We start from the raw sequence: 22,855 nt of genomic DNA, 5'->3' as shown, positions 1-22,855 counted from the left end.
TTTTTACTTTTTCTCTTTTCTTATACATAAAAAACCTATATCATAATGTTGATAAGAGGGATTATTGTAGAAGTTCATTTGGCTATTTGATATTTTAAAATAAGAAGGATCACTAAAATTCCAAGAGCCGCCTTTTAAGTAGTTATAATCATTATTATCTAAAGTTGATGTCCATACCCAAACATTCCCAACCATATCGCTTACCCCAAATTTTGAATCTCCTTGAGGGAACATACCTATTTCAGTCGTTTTATTTAATTGATTTGAAGCATTATTGCAATAATTGTTATCCCAATTATTACCCCATGGATAAATTCTTGTTTTATCACCGCTATTTGCAAAGTATTCCCATTGTCTTTTACTAGGAATCATATATTCATATTTTTCATCTATATCAGTCAAATATCTACAAAAGGCCAAAGCTTCATAATAAGTAATATAAACTATAGGCTGTAAGGCTTTATTAAAATCTTCTTTTTTTAATTCTTTATTAAACTTTTTTCTGTAATAAATAGACTCTTTTTCAATCATCTTTTCATATTTTTCATCAAGCGTAGTTATTTTATTATTTATTAACCAGATTTGAGAAGGTAAATCAATCCAATATTTTGTATTATTATATCCATCAGATAAAATAAACTCTTCATACCATTTATTAGTAACAACATATTTACTGATTTCATATTCACTATTAGGTATAGATATAAATTTTTTAGGATCTATTTCTTTTTCTTTTACAGGGATAATATTCTCCATAAAATCTGTTTTATATACCGGTAAAGAGTTGATCTGCATATCTTCCATAATATCATTATTTGATTTCAAAAATTCATAAGTACTTATTCTGTAAGCTTTATTTTCTAACCAATATTTTCCCGCTTCTGTGCTGAAAATCATTTTTAAAATATGGAAATTATTCTCTAACAAATCAATCAATAACTTTTTATTATCATTTAGAATATTTATATTTGTAATAAATTCATCTTTATAAAAAAGTTCCGTTTGCATTATTTTTATGATATATTTTGCGATTGTATCACTTTGAATTAGAACATTGTGAAATCCGTTAAACAACTCTTCTAATGTACATGATATTGCAAATAAAGAGAGTATATTTTCATAAGAGAGTTGAGTATTTGGATTTAATTTAATATATATTTTTGAACAAACTTTTATTCTATTTATCAATTTTATAATCAATCTTGGTGTTAATTTATTAAAAGAAGAGATAGAAAAAAGTACATCTTTTATCTCTTTTTCTAACTCCGTATTTGAATTTGTTCTTAAATAGATATTCTGTAATAAATCATTCATTTTACCACTAAAAGAGGGAATATAAAAAGGTAACTGTATTGTTTTATCTAAATAGCCTTCAAAATCTTTAATAGAAGAATTTATAAGCTTATCCTTTAAAAGTTTTTTATCTGATGTGATTACAAAAGAGAAACCTTTTAAATCAAATATCAGGTTCATACTTTCTAATATTTTCATACAATTTGCAGAATTGCATTTATCCAAGTTATCTATATAAAAAATCAATAAAAAATTCTCTTCTACTAATAAGTCTTCAAGTTTTTTTAATAACTCATATATTTCCAAAAGAGAAGTATTATCACTATTTTTTTCTTCATTTTTTTGATTATCAATCTTTGAAATGGCAATTTTGATATATTTTACATAATCAAAAATGTTAAGAATTACATCTTCTTTAAAATTGATTTTATTTAATTGTATAGATTTTTCAAGCGTACTTAGCAGATTGATTAAAGAATCTGTGTTATTATGTTCAAATTTCCAAGCATCGTAAAAAATATTTATAATATTTTTCTGTTTAGGTGCCAAATGTATTTTATTAATCAGAAGTTTAACCAAAGAAGTTTTTCCAGAACCGTATTTACCATATATTGCAATATTTGGAGGAGAAGATTCTTCTAATATACTTTCTGCTAATACATGAACATAACTGTCAAAATCTAAAGCATCATATTTTATTTTATCAATTGCCTTATCATCAATTATATTTGTCAATATTTTCCCTTTTTTTAATTTGTTAAAATCTATTGATAAATTTTAATTTTATTTTTAATCTCTTTTATAATTTTTGACCACTCTTTCATAAAGGGCTTATAATCCTCTTTTTCATTTTCAGCATAAGACAAGTATGTTCTGATATAGCTTCTTTTTTTTGCCATTGAGTCATATATTATTTTATTACATTTAGACAAGCCAAATACTTTTAACTTTTCAAAATGAGGATATTTACTTTTTGTCTTTGAAAAATTAAAAACAGTGTTTTTTATTTCATCTGCCTCAACACCTGTTGTAATAAAAAGTAAATTTGAATTCAATTCATATATATTATTTGCCGAAATTAAGCATCCGGTATGGTCTAAATATGGATTTTCTCCTGTAGGGAGGATTATAAGATTTGATTTTTTTATCAATTTTAATATTGTTTTATCTAAAAGAAAACAACCGGCTAAGTCTACTATTACGACTTTTGATTCTCTTATTTTGTTTGTTATACTAAAATCATATGTTAAATAAGTATGTTCATAAAATTTTGCATTTCCCGAAATTGCAGATCCTTGATCATTTGTTATATATGGGACATTAAACTCTTTTGCTAAACCTAACGCAATTACAGATTTTCCTATTCCACCTTTATAACCTGCAGCAAAGATAATAAATTTATCATTCAATGCACTTAATAACCTGTTATTTAAATTAAAAAAATTCATTTATTTCCTAAAGTGAGTTAAATTCTCCATATTATAATCAAAACTATTATACATAAAATCATTTTAAACTAACTTTAAATATTATTTAGTAATAATCCATACCATTATTAAGAAAATAGGAAAATTAAAAGTGAATTTTGAAAATTACAATAAAATATATCAAGAAATTTTAGATGACGATAAAAATGAATTATCTGCAAATTATCTTCTAAATAAATATGAAATAAAGCATGACGAAGAACTTATAAATATTTTAAATCAAATTAAAAAAAATGAATATATAAGTAGTGATAACACTACAATAAACAAGCTTTTAGAAGAGCTTGACGAAGATGAAAACCTCTTAGATATAAATGAAATCATTGATATAAAAGATAAGGTTATTTCAGAAAATCTTCTAGAAGACGAATTAGAAGAAGAGATTGAATCTCAAATCAAAGAAGAACAAACCCAAAAAAAAGAAGAAGAGAAGGTTGAAAAAAGAGAAGATAAAAAACCTAAAATATTTTCAAATAATAAAATCACAACTTTAAATATAAAATATATAATTATAATAGTATCATTATTAATATTATTAATAATTTTTTTATATATAAGTTTAGGCAAAGAAACAACGGAAAAAGAGATAAAAAATGAAAAGGTAGGATTAAAAACAGAGTTAAAAGAGGATACTAAAACTACTGAAAATAAAGAAATTCAAATAGAAGAGATCAAAAAAGAAGAGTTAGAAAGTGCAGATCAAAAAGTAAAAGTAGATGATGTCGATTCAAGTCCTTTAGAAGAAGATCAAAACTTAAAAAAAGAAGAAATTAATGAAGAAGCAAATGTCTTCAATGAACCAGAAGAAGAAGTAGAAGTAGATGAAAAATTAAATAAAGTTGTAACTTATGAAATAACAACTCCTGATTTAGAAAAGAAAGAAACAGAAATTAAAGAAGAAGAGAACCTTGCAAATCAAAATTCTGAATCTAAGAAGGGTATTGAAAATAATGATACTTCTATTGTTCTTCAATCTGTTGATGATATCCAAAAATACCAAACGCAACTTAAATATCAAGATGGAAACTTAGTTTTTAATAATAAGTTGTATAAAGAAAACGATATATTATTTGGTTTTAAAATCTATAAATTAACTCCTCTTTATGTTAAATTTGAAGATGAGAAGAGACATATAAGAAAAAGAATCTTATTAAAACAATAAAAAAAGGATTAGATATGAAAAAGATATTCATATATGGAATTACAGCTTTAATTTTTGCAGGTTGTACAATAAACAATCAACCTGAAAAAGATAATAAAGCAGCTGAACAAGAACCAGTAGTAAAAGAAGAAAAAGTAACTGATACCAAGCAAAAAGAAATTGCAAAACCTGCTAAAAAAATTTCATTTAAATTTTATGAAATAGTTCCAAGCCAAATTGAAGTGTTTCCTTATAATAAGTTAAATAGAAATACGGTAATCAACGATAAAAGATTAAATAACTCTTTTTATGTAAAAGGAAATTTTATAAGAATTGAAAGAATTTATACTTCTGAAATAGGTGATAAGTATGGAAAAATTGCCGGTAAAAATTTACTTGTATCAATGGATGATTTAGCAGAGAGTAATAGAAAAGCTTATTAATTTGACTTTTTTATTATCCAATAGTTACAGTGATTGAAAGAATATTAGAGAAAAAAAATATTTTTATATTTTTGATACTGTTATTAGTATCCTTTACATATATTATTTATTTAAATCTAAATATTATTGAACTAAACAATAATATAAAGAGTAAAGACAACCTTTACAAAATCCAAATAAATAATAGAATTAATGAGATAGATCAGTTAAACTCACAATTAACTGATCTACACCAATTGTTGAATATAGGTTTAGATTTATCAAATAAAAATAATATATATTTAAATACTAGAATCAATGAAGAAGACAAAAAGTTTATTTTAAACTCAATACCAAGTGCTCCTCCATTAAGAAAAGTTTTTATTACCTCTGAATTTGGATTCAGACTTCATCCTATATTTAGAAAAGAAAAACTACATACCGGAGTAGATTTAAGAGCTAAAATAGGTACGGAAGTTTATTCTACTGCAAACGGCGTGATATTAGAGGCAAGAAATATTGATAACGGTGGATATGGGAAAATGGTAAGAATAATACATAACCACGGATTTGAGACCTTATATGCCCATTTAGATGATATCTATGTAAACCCAGGGGATATAATAAAAAAAGGAACATTAATAGGACTTACAGGAAATACGGGAAGAAGCAATGGTCCTCACTTGCACTATGAAGTAAAATATATAAAAAAATACTTGAATCCTACTGATTTCTTGTATTGGAATAGAAAAACTTTTGATACGATTTTTTCAAAAAATCAAGAAACAATTCATTGGAAAGATCTGATTTTCCTAATGAAAAATGATATAAAATAAGGAAATTTTATGATCTCAGAACAAGATAAATATCAAAATATCTTAGCACAAATGCATGAACTAAATAGACAAAATCTTTTAAATGAAAATGAAAGAAATGAAGAAATAAGTTCTAAAATAGAATACCTTACTCAATTAATTGAAACAAATAAACAAGGTAAAGAAAAATTTAAAAATCTAGATTTATACAAACTTTTATACATATTAATAGCTGCAATTGGAGTAAATTTACTTTTGACTATTTTTATACTATTTGGAGTGTTTTCAAAAAATGAAACACAAAAAGAGAATATAGTTCAAGATCATGTACAAGTTCAAAATAGCCAAGGGCTGTTACAAAAAAGTGAAATTCAAGAAGATATCCAAATAGAACAAGAGGAAGATAAAATAGAAAATTTACCCAAAGATGAAAATATTCAAGAAAATGCCGTAACATTTGAGCAAGAGCCACTAAAAGAAAAAGATGAAACTTTTGAAGAGATGAAACCCATTATTAAAAAGGATACAATCTACAGTTGTGAAGATGATAATTATACAAAGATATACAAAATACCCTATACAGTTGAGATAAAAGGAAAACTATACCAAGATAGATTTATTTTTATACTTCAAAATGATAGTGGAACTAGAAAATGTATGATAAATAAGAATGATATGTAAAAAAAGTTGAGTAATTACTTACTCAACTTTTTTAGGGAGTGTTAAAAATTCTGTGTCAATCTGATAAAATAATATCAAGGATTGACAATGAAAAAAGAAACAGAGTTTGATTTTAATGAAGCAGTTCAACAACTTTTAGCTGGTAAAAAAATAAGTGGGAAAGATGGTGTACTTGCTCCCTTAGTAAAACAATTAGTGGAAGCTGCATTAGAAGCAGAAGTAGAATCTCATATAAAAGATGATGTATTATCAGGAAATAAGAATAGGAAAAATGGTAAAACATCTAAAACAATAAAATCAACAGATGGAACATTTGAACTAAATACACCAAGAGATAGAGCAGGATCTTTTGAACCACAACTAGTAAAGAAAAATCAAACAACAATTTCAAATGAAATAGAAGAAAGAATAATTTCAATGTATGGCTTAGGATTAAGCTATAGAGATATAATTAAACATATTGAAGAGATATATAGAGTAGAATTATCAACTGCAACAATAAGTGCAATTACGGATAAGATTATTGATAAAGTAAAAGCATGGCAAAGTAGACCATTAGAAACAATTTATCCTTTTGTATGGTTAGATGCAATCCATTATAAAATCAAGGATGGTGGTAAATATGTGTCAAAAGCAGTTTATACTGTTTTAGGACTTCGTTTAGATGGTAAAAAAGAGATACTTGGACTTTATCTAAGTGAGAGTGAAGGTGCAAACTTCTGGCTTAGTGTTTTAAGTGATTTAAACAACAGAGGATTGCAAGATATACTTATTGCAAGTGTAGATGGTTTAAAAGGCTTCCCTGAAGCAATAAAAACAATATTTCCAAAAACAGAAGTACAACTATGTATTATTCATCAAATTAGAAATTCAATGAAATATGTTGCTTCTAAAAACCATAAAGAATTTATGAAAGATTTAAAACCTGTTTATCAAGCAGTATCAAAAGAGATAGCAGAAGACGAACTTCTAAAACTTGATGAGAAATGGGGTAAAAAATATCCTATTGTACTTCAATCTTGGCATAATAAATGGGAAAATCTATCTGTTTATTTTAAGTATCCACCTGAAATTAGAAAAGTGATTTATACGACCAATATTATTGAGTCTGTTCATAGACAATTTAGGAAACTAACAAAAACAAAAGGAGCATTTCCAAATGAAAATTCTTTATTAAAATTATTATATATGGGGATACAAAATGCAAGTGAAAAATGGACAATGCCAGTTAGAAACTGGAATCTAACTCTCTCTCAGTTAGCAATATTTTTCGAGGGAAGGTTAGATGATTTTTTAGAGGTGTAACTTTAGTTACAATTAGTTACTTGACACAGATTTTTAAACAGTCTCCTTTTTTATTCAACTGAATTTTTAGGTATCCAAGCTTTTATATCTTTTTTCCCATGATAAAGAATATACAACCAATCATCTTTTTCCTCTAATACTTCTACTTTATCACCTTTTATTAGGTACATCTTTGTTTTTATGTTTGGCTTTTTGTAGAGGGGTTGTTTTGTCGGGAGAATTATACAAGTATTTTTAGACAATGTAAAAATTATATATTTAGATTCACATTGTCCGAAAACTATATAAGGGTTCATGCTATTACCATAATTTTGCATTCCAAAACTTGTATCATCTATAAGATTGGCTCCTACAATATCAGAAGCTTCTTGACCATATTTCTCAGAAGAATAAAATGTACTTTTTAAACCCTTAAATTGTATAAAATCTTTTTCTTTTATTAGCTTTCCAGTTCGTATTTCTTTTTTGTTTTTTTCAAAAGCAATATAATTAAAAATAATATATTCATCATTATTGATTTTAATCTGAACACAATTTTTATCATCAGTATAATATAGCCCATTTTGTAATGTATTAGCTAAACTATAAAAATTAAAAAAAACAAATATTGATATCAAGAAAAAAAATTTTTTCATGGTGCTGTACCTCCAAGTCTAATTAAATGTTTTGTTGCCCATTTTTTTAAATCAGCAGTTGTTTTATTACCATATACATTTTGCCCCGTTGGAACTTTTTCCCCAGCTTTAATAAGTTCTAATGTACGATAATATCCAGCTTTAGCTTTTTCTTTATCTTTTGTCATACCATGCAAATGTGATTTACTTTCATCATGCCACATTCCCCATGCATAGGAATATGTCAAGTCATTGTACACTTTGCTATCTTTGAATTTATAATCAGTAATTTCAGAAATATTAAATTCCTTAAAAGTATTTTTTAATATCCTATACCTATCATTAAATCCATTAAAACCGCCATTAACTCTACATGTTAAATATAAAAAGTCATTTATATCAGCAGTATTATTTAATTTTTTATTCATCCAAAAATAACCAGCACTTAACCCTGAATGTGGACTAACTAAAAGTTTATCTAAATTTGTAGGTGTTGAATAACAATCTTCCCCAATATATGTGCTATACGTAATATAATTCTTTTCATGTGTTAATTGTATTAAGCCTCTTCCATAATATGGCTGATATTTTTTATGCTCACCTCCACCTTCCTTTACAAGGGATAAGTGACCAGTTTCATGTAAAATTTGAGCTATAAAGTGTGCTTTTCTGATACATGTATTTATATTAAATTTTTCACAAGCTTGATTGATACCATCAAGATGTTTTTTTGCATTTGATTCTTTAATATATTTATCAATTTTCTTTAAAGTTTCTACTGAGAATGTACATGCTGAAGTCTTAAACACCCCAACCAACCCAATAGGATTAATATGAAAAACCTTGTCAGAACTAGGGAAATCAGCTATAGAACTACACTTTTCAAATAAAGATAAATTCTCTACTCTTTTCTCCTCATTCTCTAAATGTTGTTTTACCTTATCATAGTTTTTTATATTCTCTTTATGCTTTTCTAATATTGTTTTTATACTATTTGGTAAATTTATCTTTTTATCCCATTCACTTGAGTGTTTTACTATAAATTTACTTGTAATCTTTTTTATTGCTTCTTTCTTTATTGCTTCTTCTAACTGATCTATTAAATTAAATAACTCTTTATAAGAGCTATTATATTTTATTCAACTGAATTTTTAGGTATCCAAGCTTTTATATCTTTTTTTCCATGATAAAGAATATATAACCAATCATCTTTTCCCTCTAATACTTCTACTCTATCACCTTTTATTAGGTACATCTTTGTTTTTATATTTGGCTTTTTGTAGAGGGGTTGTCTTTTCAATAAATTTTTAGAAATAACAAATTTATTCTTTCCTAAATTCATTAAACAATCATCAATAGCCCATTTTTTAATAAAGTACGTATATGTAATATGCTCACCTATATCATCTGGTCCATTCATTGGTAGTTTATAATATTCAAGTTTTATAAGATACCAATTAGAAGATATTGAATCATATTGATAATAGTATGTATTGTTAACTCCCCATGAGCCGCATTGAAAAATTATCTCTCCTTTTTTACCTGCATTTATTGAGAATTCTGAACATTCATTATTATTAGTGATTTGAAGAACTTTTTTTATACCACTATTCAAAATAAGTAAACACTTATAATCCATTGTACGACTTTCTTCACATTTCAAAATATCTATATTATCATCATCATCAAAGTAACCTTGCTTTTCAATTCCTGACATACTACTTGTTGCAAATGTATTAGTAAACATCAAACAAATTATTAGGATAAAAAATTGCTTTTTAATCATCAAATCCCTCCAATCTCATTTTTATACTAGGGTTATTTTTTACATAACGAGTATTTTTCATCGCACTGTTAGTTAGATTATATTTACCCAATTCTTTTGTTAAAAAAATATTTGGGCATTGCTTTAAATTTAATATTTCAATAATTTTCTTAATATAATTAATTCTTTCTTGAAATCCATTGCTACCTCCATTAACACCAATATTGATATAATAAATATCATCTTTGTCAGCTCTTGGATTTAAATCGTTCCATGCACTACCATTTTCCCAATACCAACCACCTGAATTAATTGCATTTACTAGATTATCAGATATTAAAGAAGAATTACTAATACATGTAACACCTGTTGCATCTTCATAGGCTTTATAGTTTTTCTTCCATGTTAACTGCATAAATCCTCTACCTCTATACCTTGGACGACCATCACCTACTTGTGTATTTCCATTTTTTATTGCATCTGGATGCTTTCCTGGATTATATTTTTTGCCATCTCCATATTCTAGAGTTGTCTTGAGTCTATCTGTTTCATGATAACATTGTGCTAAGAAATGTGCTTTTCTCAAACAAGAATTAATATGATACTTCTTCATAGTTTTGTTTAGCTCTTCTGTGAGACGTCCATAAGTCTTATCAGCATTTGGAATATTACAATTTGAAGCAGTAAATAAATCAATATTGTTTATATTTTCGCTATCCCTTAAAACTTTAACAATCTCTTTGACTTCATCAACTGTAAAATCTCTATTACAATAACATCCACTACTTCCAAACACCCCAACCAACCCAATAGGATTAATGTGAAAGACCTCGTCAGAACTAGGGAAATCAGCTATTGAACTACACTTTTCAAATAAAGCTAAATTCTCTACTCTTTTCTCCTCATTATCTAAATGTTGTTTTATTTTATCATAGTTTTTTATATTCTCTTTATGCTTTTCTAATATCTGTTTTATACTATTTGGCATATTTATCTTCTTGTCCCACTCACTTGAATGTTTTACTATAAACTTACTTGTAATCTTTTTTATTGCTTCATTCTTTGTTGCTTCTTCTAACTCTTGTGCCTCTATTTGTCCATTGCTGTCTTTGTCTATTAATTTAAATAGTTTTTCATACATAGAACTTATTTTTAATACTTCTTGTTTATAATCTTCTATATCAGGTAAAAGATATTTATGTAAGTTTGTAAAAATAGATATATCATCTTCACTACTTTCATCTACTATTGTTGCCCAATCAAATGTTATTGGATGTATCTCTTGGCATTCACTATAAAGTACCGCTTTAGTTTGTTCTTCATCGATATAAAGATATTTCTTGTTATCAAAAGTAATTGTTTTAACTTCACTCATAGTTAGTATTGTATTTTGTGGTTGTGTAGTATTTGTAGATTGTGCTATTTGTATATTTTCTACTGAACCTTTATAGATATTCCAGTTATTAATAGATACATCATTTGTATCTATTTTTAAAAGGCTATATCTATTACTTAAGATAGTTTTACTAGTATCTACTTCTATTTTTGTTCCATTGGTTAATGGTGCTTGAGAAACTGCAACATTGTTACTATCTTTTATTGTTGCAGTACCATCTGAAGATTGTACTACACTTTGATTTTTTATATCATAGATTGTTTTACCACTTGGTATTTTTATTTGAGTTGGATTTGGTTTATTAGTATTTTGTGTATTATAATTAGTTCGTGCAGTTTGTATAAAATCAGATAATCTCTTTTTATCACTTACAAACACTTCAAGATGTAGTAATTCTCTTTTTATTCCATGATTGATGTTGTTTTCTCCAACCAATCCTATTACTTCTCCTGCTTTTATTTGAAGTGGGGTTTCTAAGACTTTTACTTCATTAGAAATATTTTGTTTAAATATCTCTCCAATAGCTTCAAAGTATTCTACTTCATTTATCTTTTTTACATTACTTTTATGAATAGTTGGTGTTTGAGACAAATCTATATTTAATCCTTCTACATAAAGTATTTTTGTTCTATTTGTTTTTTTATCCCATTTCCCATCAGTAATAATATTTATATCTTTTTCAAATTCTTCCGGATGTTCTTTAATTGTACCTGAAGAATTACTATATCCTACTCGTATATTTCTTCCATTCCCAGTTATTTTAGAAAAGTATAATTCTTTTTTAGCCATATGCATATAAAGAGAAAAAAAGGTTAATGTATTTACTTTTGGGTATTCAAGTTTATGTTTTAGAAGAAAAAATCCATTTGAATAAAACCCTTCACCTTTTTTAGCATTTTTATCATCATCATTTTGCATATATTCATCATTGATTCTATATGCAACCAATTGTCCATCTGCTATGGCTCTTATTCCATCAGTAGCATTATAAGTGAAGTTTGGGATACTAGACATTCAATTTTAATATTTTATTCAACTGCACTTTTGGGTATCCATGCTTTTATATCTTTTTTCCCATGATATAAAATATAATACCAATCATCTTTTTTTTCTAGTATCTCTACTTTATCACCTTTTATTAGGTACATTTTTGTTTTTACATTTGGTTTTGAGTATAGGCGTTGTTTTTGGGATTCAATAGTAAATATATTATCAATCATTTTAGCATTAAATGTATAATAAATTGTCTTATTATATATTTCTGTTTCAAACATATCGGTATTATTAATTTGAGATAATTTTCCTTTACCACATTGTGTTATACTTGTTGGAGTAATACAATATATATCTAAATACCACTGAGGACCACTTCTTTCATACGAAAATATTTTATTTTTCTGAAAAATAGGATTAACAATATCAATATTGAGATCGTTAAACTTGTTAATATCTAACCTATATAATGAATATGATGTATTAACTTGTCCTCTTGCTATTTCTATGGCATATAAGTTATTTGAATTTATTATTTCGATTTTAGATTCAATATTATCTAACAACAAATTTAAATTTTTATTTTTCAAATTCTCACAATAAAGATGATTATCCTTAATAAAGAACTTTAAATTATTATGAACAATACTTTTAGTCTTTTCATTTAATTCAAAAAAGACCTGATTAGCATATACTTGTATAAATAACAGTAAACATATAAGTAAACTTTTTTTCACAATATTACCTTTTTAATTCTTTTATAACTTTTTTAAACAAAGCTTGTCTTTCTGCCAAGCCTCTTGTACCTCCATTAACTTTTTTTGTTATATATTTAACTATTAAATCATTTTTATCATTTTCTGCCATATTTTTATACTCTTCTTCTTTTCTATCTATAAGCTTATTAAAGTAATTATCACCTTTAAATTTAGTCCAAAACCAACATGATGCATCAATTGCATATTCTAAACTTGAAGATATAAGAGTTGGATCTTTTACAAAATCAATCCCTTTAAAATCGGAATACTTTTTGTAAGTACCCTTCCATGTTAATTGTATTAAACCTTTACCTTTATATTTAGGACCATCTCCTATAGATGTATTTCCTTCGGATATAATCTGATTATGTCTTTTACATTGCCTACTATATAATCCATAAGTTGTGCAAACAGTTGAAGGATAAGTTTTTATATCATAATCCCATCCACTTGAATATTCTTCTGTAGTGAAAAAATGATCTGCTTCATGAAAAGATTGTGCTAAAAAATGTGCTATATAAATACATTTATTAAATTCAGAATATTTACGAATTACGTTATTAAAAACTTCAGCAAATTTATTTACATCTGTTTTATAGACATTAGGATATTTTGCCATATTTGTATGTGTAAATAAAATAGATTTATTTAAAAGAGTTTTTAATAAATCACCAGTTAATTCACATCTATCATTAGTTTTAAACACCCCAATCAACCCAATAGGATTAATGTGAAAGACCTCGTCAGAACTAGGGAAATCAGCTATTGAACTACACTTTTCAAATAAAGATAAATTCTCTACTCTTTTCTCCTCATTATCTAAATGTTGTTTTATTTTATCATAGTTTTTTATATTCTCTTTATGCTTTTCTAATATAGTTTTTATACTATTTGGCATATTTATCTTTTTGTCCCATTCACTTGAGTGTTTTACTATAAATTTACTTGTAATCTTTTTTATTGCTTCTTCTAACTGATCTATTAAATTAAATAACTCTTTATAAGAGCTATTATATTTTATTCAACTGAATTTTTAGGTATCCAAGCTTTTATATCTTTTTTCCCATGATAAAGAATATATAACCAATCATCTTTTTCCTCTAATACTTCTACTCTATCACCTTTTATTAGGTACATCTTTGTTTTTATGTTTGGTTTTGAGTATAGGGGTTGTTTTTGAACTTGAATATATTTTCTCACTTTTAAAAGGATATCTTGTTTTTTACAATATTGGTTGACTTCTAACTTATCAGGTAAAAGATGAGCCTTAAAAGGGGCATAATATTCACCTTCTGGTTCTTTTAGAAGAACCCAATCTAATGAGCAATCATCATTAATTTTAATTCTAACTTTCCCATTTTTACCTCCAAAATTACTATCAAAAGCAAATTCAAATATATCATTTGATAGAGTAGAAGTAAAATTTTTAGGTTCTTCTATCCTTGAAAACCATCTAAAAAAATACTCAAACTTTCCATTAATTTGATTATTATCTCTAATATCTAAAGTAATATTTAATAAATGATATGGTTCAGATTGTCTATCAACTGAATATTCTTTAAAAACCCAATTCCCATTAAGAATACTAGTATTATTAGCATATAGGTTTATACTAAGTAAAAAAACTAAAAGTGACTTTTTAATTAATAACTTTTTTAATTGTAATACAATTTTTAACATTCGCATCTTAGGCCTTTTTTAAAATATTTTGCTTCTTCATCTCTTCTTAAATGAAGCCCTTTCTCAATATTTATATTCCAGAGTCTTTTCATGGCTATTATTTCAGTTGGTATTTTTGAAGAATCATTATTTGATAAATAAATTTGAATATTTTTCATTTCTTTTCTTCTATCTCCATTTAAACTATTCCCTCTATTGTAAACAATTGAAAGTAAGGCACCTTGACAATGAGGATGCATATCTATAACTTCAGGCCATATATCATAAGTTTTCTGTGCATAATTAGCTTTTACTCTTCTAGTTAATTGCATAGCAGTATCTTTAGTTATTGTCAGATTTTGTACTTTTGATAAATTATTTACTGCATTATTTTGTTTTAGTCCTGCTACACTTTGGAATTTTTTTATTTCTTCTAAAGTATAAAATCCATCTAAATCTTTTTCTACTTGTTTACTAGTCTGTTGTCCTAAGTCATATCCGTAACCAATAGTAATTCCACTTGTTCCAAGTATATTTCCATTAACATCTTTTGGAACATATGGTTTAGACTTAAATCCTTCGTAACTTAAAATAAACTTCATTGTTTTTTCTGAAACTTTATAGTATTTACCATTACTTAACATAAAATCAATTGTTTTACAATCTTGTCCACATTTATTTTCAAACTCCCCAACCAACCCAATAGGATTAATATGAAAAACCTTATCAGAAGATGGAAAATCTGATACTGATTTACACTTGTCAAAAAAAGCTAAATTTTTTACTCTTTTCTCTTCATTTTCTAAATGATCTTTTATATTATAATAATTCTTTATATTACCTTTATACTCTTCTAATATTGCTTTGATACTATTTGGTAGATTTATACTTTTATCCCATTCAGTTGAGTGTTTTACTATAAATTTACTTGTAATCTTTTTTATTGCTTCATTCTTTGTTGCTTCTTCTAACTCTTTTGCATCTATTTGTCCGTTGCTATCTTTATCTATTAATTTAAACAATTCTTTATATAGAGGGTTTATTTTTAATTCACCTTCTATATAATCTGGAAGTAGGTATTTTCTTATATTTTCAAATATTGAAATATCATCACTACTACTTTCATCGATTATTGTTGCCCAATCAAAACTTATAGGATGAGACTCTTTACAATCACTATATTTGATATATTTATTTGAGTCATCAGAATATAAAAGATATTTTTCATCTGTACTATCTTTTTCTATTTTTATATCTTTTGAAAGTAGTTCTTTTTTTACACTTTTTTCACTTAATGTTTTAAATATTTCTTTTTTATCGCTTAATACATCTGTTATTACTGTATAGTCATCACTACTTACATCAGTTGTATCTATTTTTAATACCTTTACTCTTGTATATTGATCTACCTTTTGTTGAGTTGTAAGGTCAACTTCTAATGTTGTATCTTTTAAGGTTGTTGTGTTATTATATTTAGCACTTGTATTACTAAAACCTTCTCTTATATTTGAATTTTTATTTAACTTACATTCACTTATTTTTTCATACAAATCTTTTCCATCTTCTATAATCACTTTCATGGGTTTTGGTTTATCTTCTGAAGTATCAGCCTCATATGCAGCTTTTGCTTTACTAGCAAAACTATAAACATCATCACCCGTAAAAACTTCAAGATGTAGTACTTCTCTTTTTATTCCATGATTGATATTGTTTTCTCCAACTAATCCTATTACTTATCCTGCTTTTATTTTTATAAAAGATTTTAGAGGAGAAGACATTTATTTTATTTATTTTCAACTGCACTTTTGGGTATCCATGCTTTTATATCTTTTTTCCCATGATATAAAATATAATACCAATCATCTTTTTTTTCTAGTATCTCTACTTTATCACCTTTTATTAGGTACATCTTTGTTTTTATATTTGGCTTTTTGTAGAGGGGTTGTCTTTGAGTTTTAATAACCTGTATAGTTTCAAAAGCTATCTGAAATATTTTTTTATTAATGAGTTGTGAAAAATTTTGAGTCATAATATCTTCTTCAGTAATATTATCTAAATATACAAAGAAGTATTTTAACTCATTTTTTATATTAAAAACTGGTTCTATATATAAATTATTTTCTATTTTTTGGTTATTTACAAAAATTGTTGAAGATGGTATCCTGTGTTTAAGATTAAGTTGAATTAGTTTATTTTTGGAATTAAATTGCATTTTATTATTTTCAATGTAATTACTTTGAATAGTAGATTCATCTATAAAATTTTTGAAAAAATTATCAATTCCTAATTCTATTCCTTTATATTTAGCTGTAAAAGAATATGCACCATTAGGATTAAAATTATATTTTGTAATAAAAACATCATTTTCTTTACAAGTTATTACAATATAATATTTATAAATACTTGCATTAGCAAATTCTACTGATATATATTTTGATGTAGCTGTAGAAATATCTGTTAAATTATTAATATAAACCTTTTCACCTCTAGTTTCATGTAAAATAGCTTTTTTTACTTCTTCAAAATTAAAAGTATTCCCATAAATACTAGACAATAATATAAGTATAAGTATTATCTTTTTCATTTAAATAGCCTTTGTAAAACATTTTTCTAATTTTTCTGCAAATCCTTGAATATCTGTAGCTCTATCTAGTCCATTGATAATCCTACGTGCATTATAATAATCTGTAAAACTATCATTTATATAATCACTAAATTTTTTTCCTGTAAACATCCCAATATGCATTCCATATAATATTATTTGAATTGCATTATTTGTTGGACTTTTTGCTAATTCTGGATTATTTAATAAGTCTAACCCTAGAAAATCACCTGATTTTATATAATTAGTTTTTCCAGTTAATTGACAAAAGCCTCTACCGTGATATTTAACTCCATCACCTTGGACTGTATTACCCAATTCTCTTGCAATTCTTCTACGATCTTCATTTTTACCTAAAATAGGATCATACATATCTTCAAAATATTTTTTACGATATGATTCACTTACCCAGTAAGCTTCTGATACACTACCAAATGTTTTATTTGTTTCTAATCTTGCAGTGGCAAATGCATATGCAAGATTACGTTTATCGCATAAAAATTCTGGATGTTCAATATAAAACTTTGATACACCATCAAATAATAATATAAGATTACTTTTAACTACTTCAGTAAGTTGTTCAGTTGAAAACTGTTTATTGTATTCATTAAAGAAGTTAGTGATATTAAAACCACACTCATACCCCTGATAAAACTCCCCAACCCAATAAGATTAATGTGATAAACCTTATCTGAGCTTGGGAAATCAGCTATTGAACTACACTTTTCAAATAAAGCTAAATTCTCTACTCTTTTCTCCTCATTATCTAAATGTTGTTTTATTTTATCATAGTTTTTTATATTCTCTTTATGCTTTTCTAATATAGTTTTTATACTATAATTGTACTTGAAGAATTACTATATCTTACACTTATATTTCTTCCAAATCCTGTTATTTTAGAAAAGTATAATTCTTTTTTATCTTCTAATACATTTGTAATCTTCTATGTCAAGGTCTGAAAAACTAAACTCTATCTTTTCTTTTCCAAATTTTATAACATATCGTTCATCTTCTCTATACCAAACCCCCTTTTGTTTCTTACTATCCATCGCATCGCAATTTTTACCCATATATATTTTATATCCATCTCTATTTGTTAAAACTGCTCCGTGTTTATTTTCCTGGATGAAATAATTGATTTCATCAAATCTTTCAGTATAAACCATTTTATATGGAGATTCCCCTCCTAGTCTATCTGTTGTACGTCTTTTGAGGTCGAAACACAAATGATTAGTATTAATTGGTTCAGCTTTATAATCTTTATCAAAAAAAGACATAGTATTTTTTTTGACTTTATAATAATCATATTTCATATTAAGATTTCTCATCCAAAAAGCAATATCAACCCCAGTGAAGTGCTCAAATATTAATAAAAAGTCGCGATGACTGCATACAAATTTTTCTAAAGAATTTTTTTGTGTATCACATTCAATATAGTTCCCCTTTCCAAACATTTTATTATAACTTTCTATATCACTTTTAAGAAGTGCTTTTTCATATGAGGTTAAACATTCCGCATATAAGATATTAACTGTAGCAAATATTAATATTAAAATTTTCAACTTCATTTTTAGTCCTTTAAGCTTTCTAAACCATTTTTTAAAACTAGTTCATAACCACCTGCTTCATCAAGCATTTTCTTTGTTTCTTTAAGTGCTTTTATAGTTTCTGTTGCAGTATAATGAGCACTATTTAATCCATCACCATCATAGTAACTTTTTTTTGTTCCATCTGACACTGTTCCATTATCTAGTTTTTCCCCTTTAGGAACTCCTGCCGATGCCCACTCTTTTGCAACAGCATAGGCAGCTTTTTCTACTGTAACCTTTCCTCTAAAGTAGTTTCCGATATCAGTTTTTTTACTTTCCCAAAAATACAATGGCATTAAACTTTGGAACTCTTTGTTAAACAATTGCTTGGATTCATCTATTTTTTTCTTAGTTTTTAGCCAAGACAAAAAGCTATTTAATGTATCAGGAATCATTTGAAATAGTCCAACAGCAAATAGATGTTTCTTTTCTGTTCCTACATATGTTATTTGTGCGGCTTTTATCTCTTTAATAGTCATCGTTTCAATATCATATGTCCCTTTTCCTGTAAAGAGACTTTCATATATTTTATTATTTTTGGGATTGATAATTCCATTTTTCCAGCCCGTTATATTATAAGCACCATAATACCCTTTAGACTCTTTAGAGGTAATGAGTTTTACTATTGATGTTTGTGCCCAATCAAATGTGCTAGTATTTCCAAACTCTGCGACCAACCAAATAGGATTAAAATGAAATACTTTATCACTAGCTGGAAAATCAGTAATACCTTTACACTCTTCAAATAAAGCCAATTTATCAACTCTTTTTTCTTCATTTTCTAAATGATCTTTTATTTTATCATAATTCTTTATATTATCTTTATACTCTTCTAATATCTGTTTTATCTTTTGGGGTACATTTATTTTTGCATCCCATTCACTTGAGTGTTTTACTATAAACTTACTTGTAATCTTTTTTATTGCTTCATTCTTTGTTGCTTCTTCTAACTCTTGTGCCTCTATTTGATTATTGCTATTTGTATCTATCTCTTTAAATAGTTTTTCATACATAGAGCTTACTTTTAATACTTCTTGTTTATAATCTTCTATATCAGGTAAAAGATATTTATGTAAGTTTGTAAAAATAGATATATCATCTTCACTACTTTCATCGATTATTGTTGCCCAATCAAATGTTATTGGATGAGATTCTTCACAATCAATATATTTCAAATATTGTTATTTAATTCTATCTTCTACTTTTATAGGAATTCTTTTTTCTTTATCTGCTTTTTTCATTAACTCTATATACTTTTTATAAGCTTCTTTTGCTTTAATTTTATCTCCATTATCCCAATATGCATCTCCTAAATTTATATAAGCTACTATTCTATTTGGATATTTTTCTATAATCTTTTCTAATAGATATATTGCTTCTTTATTTGCTCCTGCTTTTTGGAGGTAGTAGGCTATATTATTATATTGAGTAACATTTTTTAAAGTAAAAGGAAATCTATTTAATAAATACTTTATTTCATTATTTGATAAAATATTTTTTAATTTAAAATTTTTAGAAACATAGCTTATTTCATCTAAGCTTATACCTACTTTATTTAATGGTTTACATTTGTCAGTTTCAACTAGTTTAAGAGTAGTTTTGTTTATTACTATTTGTTCAGTTTTACAAATGATACCTCCATCTAATTGATATAATTCTACATCACTAAAAGTGAGTTTATTATCTATGTTTTTAAAAGTGTAAATATAACCTAGTTCTTTATTACCAATATAGTGCATAGATATTTGTATTTTTTCTTTATTCCCAGAAAATAAATTTAGTTCCGTTTTAGCATTGTTCCATAAATTATTTTGTTGTATTATTAATGTATAATCTTTATTTTTTAAATAAACATCGTCAATATCATTAGTTATTTTATAAGATATATCCAGTGAACCTATACTTAAGGTACTTGAAAATAAATAAGATGTAAATACAAATAATAAACTATATATTTTTTTCATAATTAAAAATCCTCTTCAATTCTTTAACATATTTAATTCTTTCAGCCAATCCATTTGGGTTTGAAACTCTACCATTTATACATTGTGAAACTTTTAATGTATTATCTGTATCTGCTACAAAATTAATATTCTCATTTGTTGCAGTAACATGACCTTTATTTTCCCAGTACCAACCACCTGCTTCAAATGCATAATTGATATTTGTTGCTATAACAGAAGGATTTGTATAAATTTCATTATCATTCATATAGTCTTTAAATTTTTTATATGTTTCCCCATGGGTTAAATGCACAAGTCCTCTACCTCTATAAGGGTCATACCTTGCTGTATATACACTTGTATATTCAGTCATGGCCCGAAATCTATCTGTTTCATGATAACATTGTGCTAAAAAATGAATTTTTCTTAAACATGTATTTATATTATACTTATTCATCACTCTATTTAATTCTTTAGTAGTAGTCTCATATGATTTATCAGTTGGGGAAATTCCAGAACTATATCTAGGAATCCATAAAGAAGTAGAAGTTATTTTTTCACTTTCTCTTAAAGCTTTAACAATAGCTTTAACTTCATCAACTGTAAAATCTCTATTATAATAACATCCACTACTTCCAAACACCCCAATCAACCCAATAGGATTAATATGAAAAACCTTGTCAGAATTAGGGAAATCAGCTATAGAACTACACTTTTCAAATAAAGCTAAATTTTCTGCTCTTTTCTCCTCATTCTCTAAATGTTGTTTTACCTTATCATAGTTTTTTATATTCTCTTTATGCTTTTCTAATATCTGTTTTATAGTATTTGGCATATTTATCTTTTTGTCCCATTCACTTGAGTGTTTTACTATAAATTTACTTGTAATCTTTTTTATTGCTTCATTCTTTGTTGCTTCTTCTAACTCTTGTGCCTCTATTTGATTATTGCCATTTGTATCTATCTCTTTAAATAGTTTTTCATACATAGAGCTTACTTTTAATACTTCTTGTTTATAATCTTCTACATCAGGTAAAAGATATTTATGTAAGTTTGTAAAAATAGATATATCATCTTCATTACTTTCATCTATTATCTTTGCCCATTCAAATGTTATTGGATGAGACTCTTTACAATCACTATATTTGATATATTTATTTGAGTCATCAGAATATAAAAGATATTTTTCATCTGTACTATCTTTTTCTATTTTTATATCTTTTGAAAGTAGTTCTTTTTTTACACTTTTTTCACTTAATGTTTTAAATATTTCTTTTTTATCGCTTAATACATCTGTTATTACTGTATAGTCAGCACTACTTACATCAGTTGTATCTATTTTTAATACCTTTACTCTTGTATATTGATCTACTTTTTGTTGAGTTGTAAGATCAACTTCTAAGATTGTATCTTTGGGGGTTGTTGTGTTATTGTATTTAGCACTAGTATTACTAAAACCTTCTCTTATATTTGAATTTTTATTTAACTTACATTCACTTATTTTTTCATACAAATCTTTTCCATCTTCTATAATCACTTTCATGGGTTTTGGTTTATCTTCTGAAGTATCAGCCTCATATGCAGCTTTTGCTTTACTAGCAAAGCTATAAACATCATCACCCGTAAAAACTTCTAAATGAAGTAATTCTCTATTTATTTGTAAACTTCTGTTATATTCACCTACTAAACCTAATGCATCTCCGGCATTTACTTTTATATCAGAAGATGGAATTACTATTTCATCAGTTTTTATTTTTCTATTAATACACTTAAGTTCTAATTTGTTTTCTATTTTTTTTATATTAGTAATATGAATAGTTGCATTATCTAATCTTTGTGTATTTTCTACATACAAAACTTTATACCTATTTCCTCCAAGCTCTTCACCAATAGTAACTTTAGTATTTTTATCAAGCTCTTCTAGTTTATCTTCTGGAGCATAAGAGACCCCTTTTCTTAAGAACCTATTCTCACCTATTACTATATGTGTATTAAAATCATAATTACTAAATTTTGATGTATGCATATATAAAGAAAAAAATGTTAATTTATTTCCTATTGGGTATTCAAAATAGTGTTTTAATAGAAAAAATCCATTTGAATATAGACCTTCATTATCTTTTTCTTCATCATCATTTTGTAAATATTCACTATTTACTCTGAAAGCCACTATTTGTCCATCAGCTATAGCTCTAATTCCTTCTGTTGCACTAAGTTCAGTCAAAGTATCACTGAAATGGATTCCTCCATGCCAAAAACCATTTTTACTAAATAGATAATTTCCATGTGTCTCTTTTCCTAATAAATCGTAATATTCTTCTTGAGACTGAACTTTTTTAAATGGATAAGAAAATTTTGGTATATTTATTTTTGATTTACTCATTTATGCCCT

General features: G+C 26.1%; 21 protein-coding genes. 5 read left to right on the top strand and 16 right to left on the bottom strand.

Annotated elements, in window-relative coordinates; all coding sequences use genetic code 11:
• Nucleotides 1-3 precede the first annotated feature (3 nt).
• Both AANAER_RS05130 and AANAER_RS05125 read right to left on the bottom strand, forming a co-directional pair.
• A complete protein-coding gene (locus AANAER_RS05130) occupies nt 4-2,028 on the bottom strand; it encodes a P-loop NTPase fold protein (RefSeq protein WP_129081781.1) in 2,025 nt (674 codons plus the stop codon).
• A 29-nt stretch (nt 2,029-2,057) separates the two neighbouring features.
• The gene (locus tag AANAER_RS05125) at nt 2,058-2,741 is read right to left on the bottom strand and encodes a hypothetical protein (RefSeq protein ID WP_129081780.1); all 684 of its coding nucleotides are present in this window, start codon (nt 2,739-2,741) and stop codon (nt 2,058-2,060) included.
• 130 nt (nt 2,742-2,871) lie between these two features.
• On the opposite strand from AANAER_RS05125, the gene AANAER_RS05120 reads away from it, so the two are divergent.
• The 5 genes from AANAER_RS05120 (at nt 2,872) to AANAER_RS05100 (ending at nt 7,144) form a co-directional block, all read left to right on the top strand.
• Nucleotides 2,872-3,942 carry a hypothetical protein gene (locus AANAER_RS05120; RefSeq protein ID WP_129081779.1) on the top strand — a complete coding sequence of 357 codons (1,071 nt, stop codon included), beginning with the start codon at nt 2,872-2,874 and terminating at the stop codon, nt 3,940-3,942.
• Nucleotides 3,943-3,956: 14 nt separating this feature from the next.
• Nucleotides 3,957-4,364: a hypothetical protein gene (locus AANAER_RS05115; protein ID WP_129081778.1), complete on the top strand. Its 408-nt coding sequence runs from the start codon at nt 3,957-3,959 to the stop codon at nt 4,362-4,364.
• 239 nt (nt 4,365-4,603) lie between these two features.
• Nucleotides 4,604-5,179: a M23 family metallopeptidase gene (locus AANAER_RS05110; RefSeq protein WP_164969340.1), complete on the top strand. Its 576-nt coding sequence runs from the start codon at nt 4,604-4,606 to the stop codon at nt 5,177-5,179.
• A gap of 9 nt (nt 5,180-5,188) precedes the next feature.
• Nucleotides 5,189-5,839: a hypothetical protein gene (locus AANAER_RS05105; protein WP_129081776.1), complete on the top strand. Its 651-nt coding sequence runs from the start codon at nt 5,189-5,191 to the stop codon at nt 5,837-5,839.
• Between the two features lie 87 nt (nt 5,840-5,926).
• Nucleotides 5,927-7,144, top strand: a complete 1,218-nt coding sequence (locus AANAER_RS05100) for an IS256 family transposase (protein WP_129083082.1) — start codon at nt 5,927-5,929, stop codon at nt 7,142-7,144.
• Nucleotides 7,145-7,194: 50 nt separating this feature from the next.
• Here AANAER_RS05100 and AANAER_RS05095 read toward each other — a convergent pair whose 3' ends face one another.
• From AANAER_RS05095 to AANAER_RS05030, 14 genes are all read right to left on the bottom strand, one after another.
• Entirely contained in the window at nt 7,195-7,779 is a 585-nt protein-coding gene (locus AANAER_RS05095; RefSeq protein ID WP_129083073.1) for an SH3 domain-containing protein, read from the bottom strand.
• Nucleotides 7,776-8,576 (bottom strand): glycoside hydrolase family 19 protein, encoded by an 801-nt coding sequence (locus AANAER_RS05090; protein ID WP_164969381.1) that lies wholly within the window; start codon nt 8,574-8,576, stop codon nt 7,776-7,778. The genes AANAER_RS05095 and AANAER_RS05090 overlap by 4 nt, the downstream gene beginning before the upstream one ends.
• Before the next feature lie 317 nt (nt 8,577-8,893).
• Entirely contained in the window at nt 8,894-9,505 is a 612-nt protein-coding gene (locus AANAER_RS05085) for a hypothetical protein (protein WP_129083071.1), read from the bottom strand.
• A 31-nt stretch (nt 9,506-9,536) separates the two neighbouring features.
• Nucleotides 9,537-11,933 (bottom strand): glycoside hydrolase family 19 protein, encoded by a 2,397-nt coding sequence (locus AANAER_RS05080; RefSeq protein ID WP_129083070.1) that lies wholly within the window; start codon nt 11,931-11,933, stop codon nt 9,537-9,539.
• Nucleotides 11,934-11,947: 14 nt separating this feature from the next.
• Entirely contained in the window at nt 11,948-12,649 is a 702-nt protein-coding gene (locus AANAER_RS05075) for an SH3 domain-containing protein (RefSeq protein ID WP_129083069.1), read from the bottom strand.
• Between the two features lie 4 nt (nt 12,650-12,653).
• Nucleotides 12,654-13,568, bottom strand: a complete 915-nt coding sequence (locus AANAER_RS05070) for a glycoside hydrolase family 19 protein (RefSeq protein WP_129083068.1) — start codon at nt 13,566-13,568, stop codon at nt 12,654-12,656.
• Nucleotides 13,569-13,687: 119 nt separating this feature from the next.
• A complete protein-coding gene (locus AANAER_RS05065; protein WP_129083067.1) occupies nt 13,688-14,350 on the bottom strand; it encodes a hypothetical protein in 663 nt (220 codons plus the stop codon).
• The gene (locus tag AANAER_RS05060) at nt 14,344-15,909 is read right to left on the bottom strand and encodes a pesticin C-terminus-like muramidase (protein ID WP_140544061.1); all 1,566 of its coding nucleotides are present in this window, start codon (nt 15,907-15,909) and stop codon (nt 14,344-14,346) included. Before AANAER_RS05060 ends, AANAER_RS05065 begins: the two co-directional genes overlap by 7 nt.
• 203 nt (nt 15,910-16,112) lie before the next feature.
• On the bottom strand, nt 16,113-16,913 hold the full coding sequence (locus tag AANAER_RS05055) for an SH3 domain-containing protein (protein WP_129083077.1): 801 nt from the start codon (nt 16,911-16,913) through the stop codon (nt 16,113-16,115).
• On the bottom strand, nt 16,914-17,303 hold the full coding sequence (locus AANAER_RS05050; protein ID WP_206732556.1) for a glycoside hydrolase family 19 protein: 390 nt from the start codon (nt 17,301-17,303) through the stop codon (nt 16,914-16,916). It lies immediately after the preceding gene.
• A 545-nt stretch (nt 17,304-17,848) separates the two neighbouring features.
• On the bottom strand, nt 17,849-18,499 hold the full coding sequence (locus AANAER_RS05045) for a hypothetical protein (RefSeq protein WP_129083075.1): 651 nt from the start codon (nt 18,497-18,499) through the stop codon (nt 17,849-17,851).
• A 2-nt stretch (nt 18,500-18,501) separates the two neighbouring features.
• Nucleotides 18,502-19,695 carry a hypothetical protein gene (locus AANAER_RS15040; protein ID WP_206732555.1) on the bottom strand — a complete coding sequence of 398 codons (1,194 nt, stop codon included), beginning with the start codon at nt 19,693-19,695 and terminating at the stop codon, nt 18,502-18,504.
• Between the two features lie 6 nt (nt 19,696-19,701).
• Complete coding sequence (locus tag AANAER_RS05035; RefSeq protein ID WP_129083074.1) at nt 19,702-20,484, bottom strand: tetratricopeptide repeat protein; 783 nt, start codon at nt 20,482-20,484, stop codon at nt 19,702-19,704.
• Nucleotides 20,468-22,846, bottom strand: a complete 2,379-nt coding sequence (locus AANAER_RS05030; RefSeq protein ID WP_140544058.1) for a hypothetical protein — start codon at nt 22,844-22,846, stop codon at nt 20,468-20,470. The genes AANAER_RS05035 and AANAER_RS05030 overlap by 17 nt, the downstream gene beginning before the upstream one ends.
• Between the last annotated feature and the right edge of the window lie 9 nt (nt 22,847-22,855).

Origin of the sequence: Halarcobacter anaerophilus (assembly GCF_006459125.1) — a bacterium.
Taxonomy (GTDB): domain Bacteria; phylum Campylobacterota; class Campylobacteria; order Campylobacterales; family Arcobacteraceae; genus Halarcobacter; species Halarcobacter anaerophilus.
Note: the sequence above shows the minus strand (reverse complement) of the source record. Positions and strands in the feature narration are given on the sequence as shown.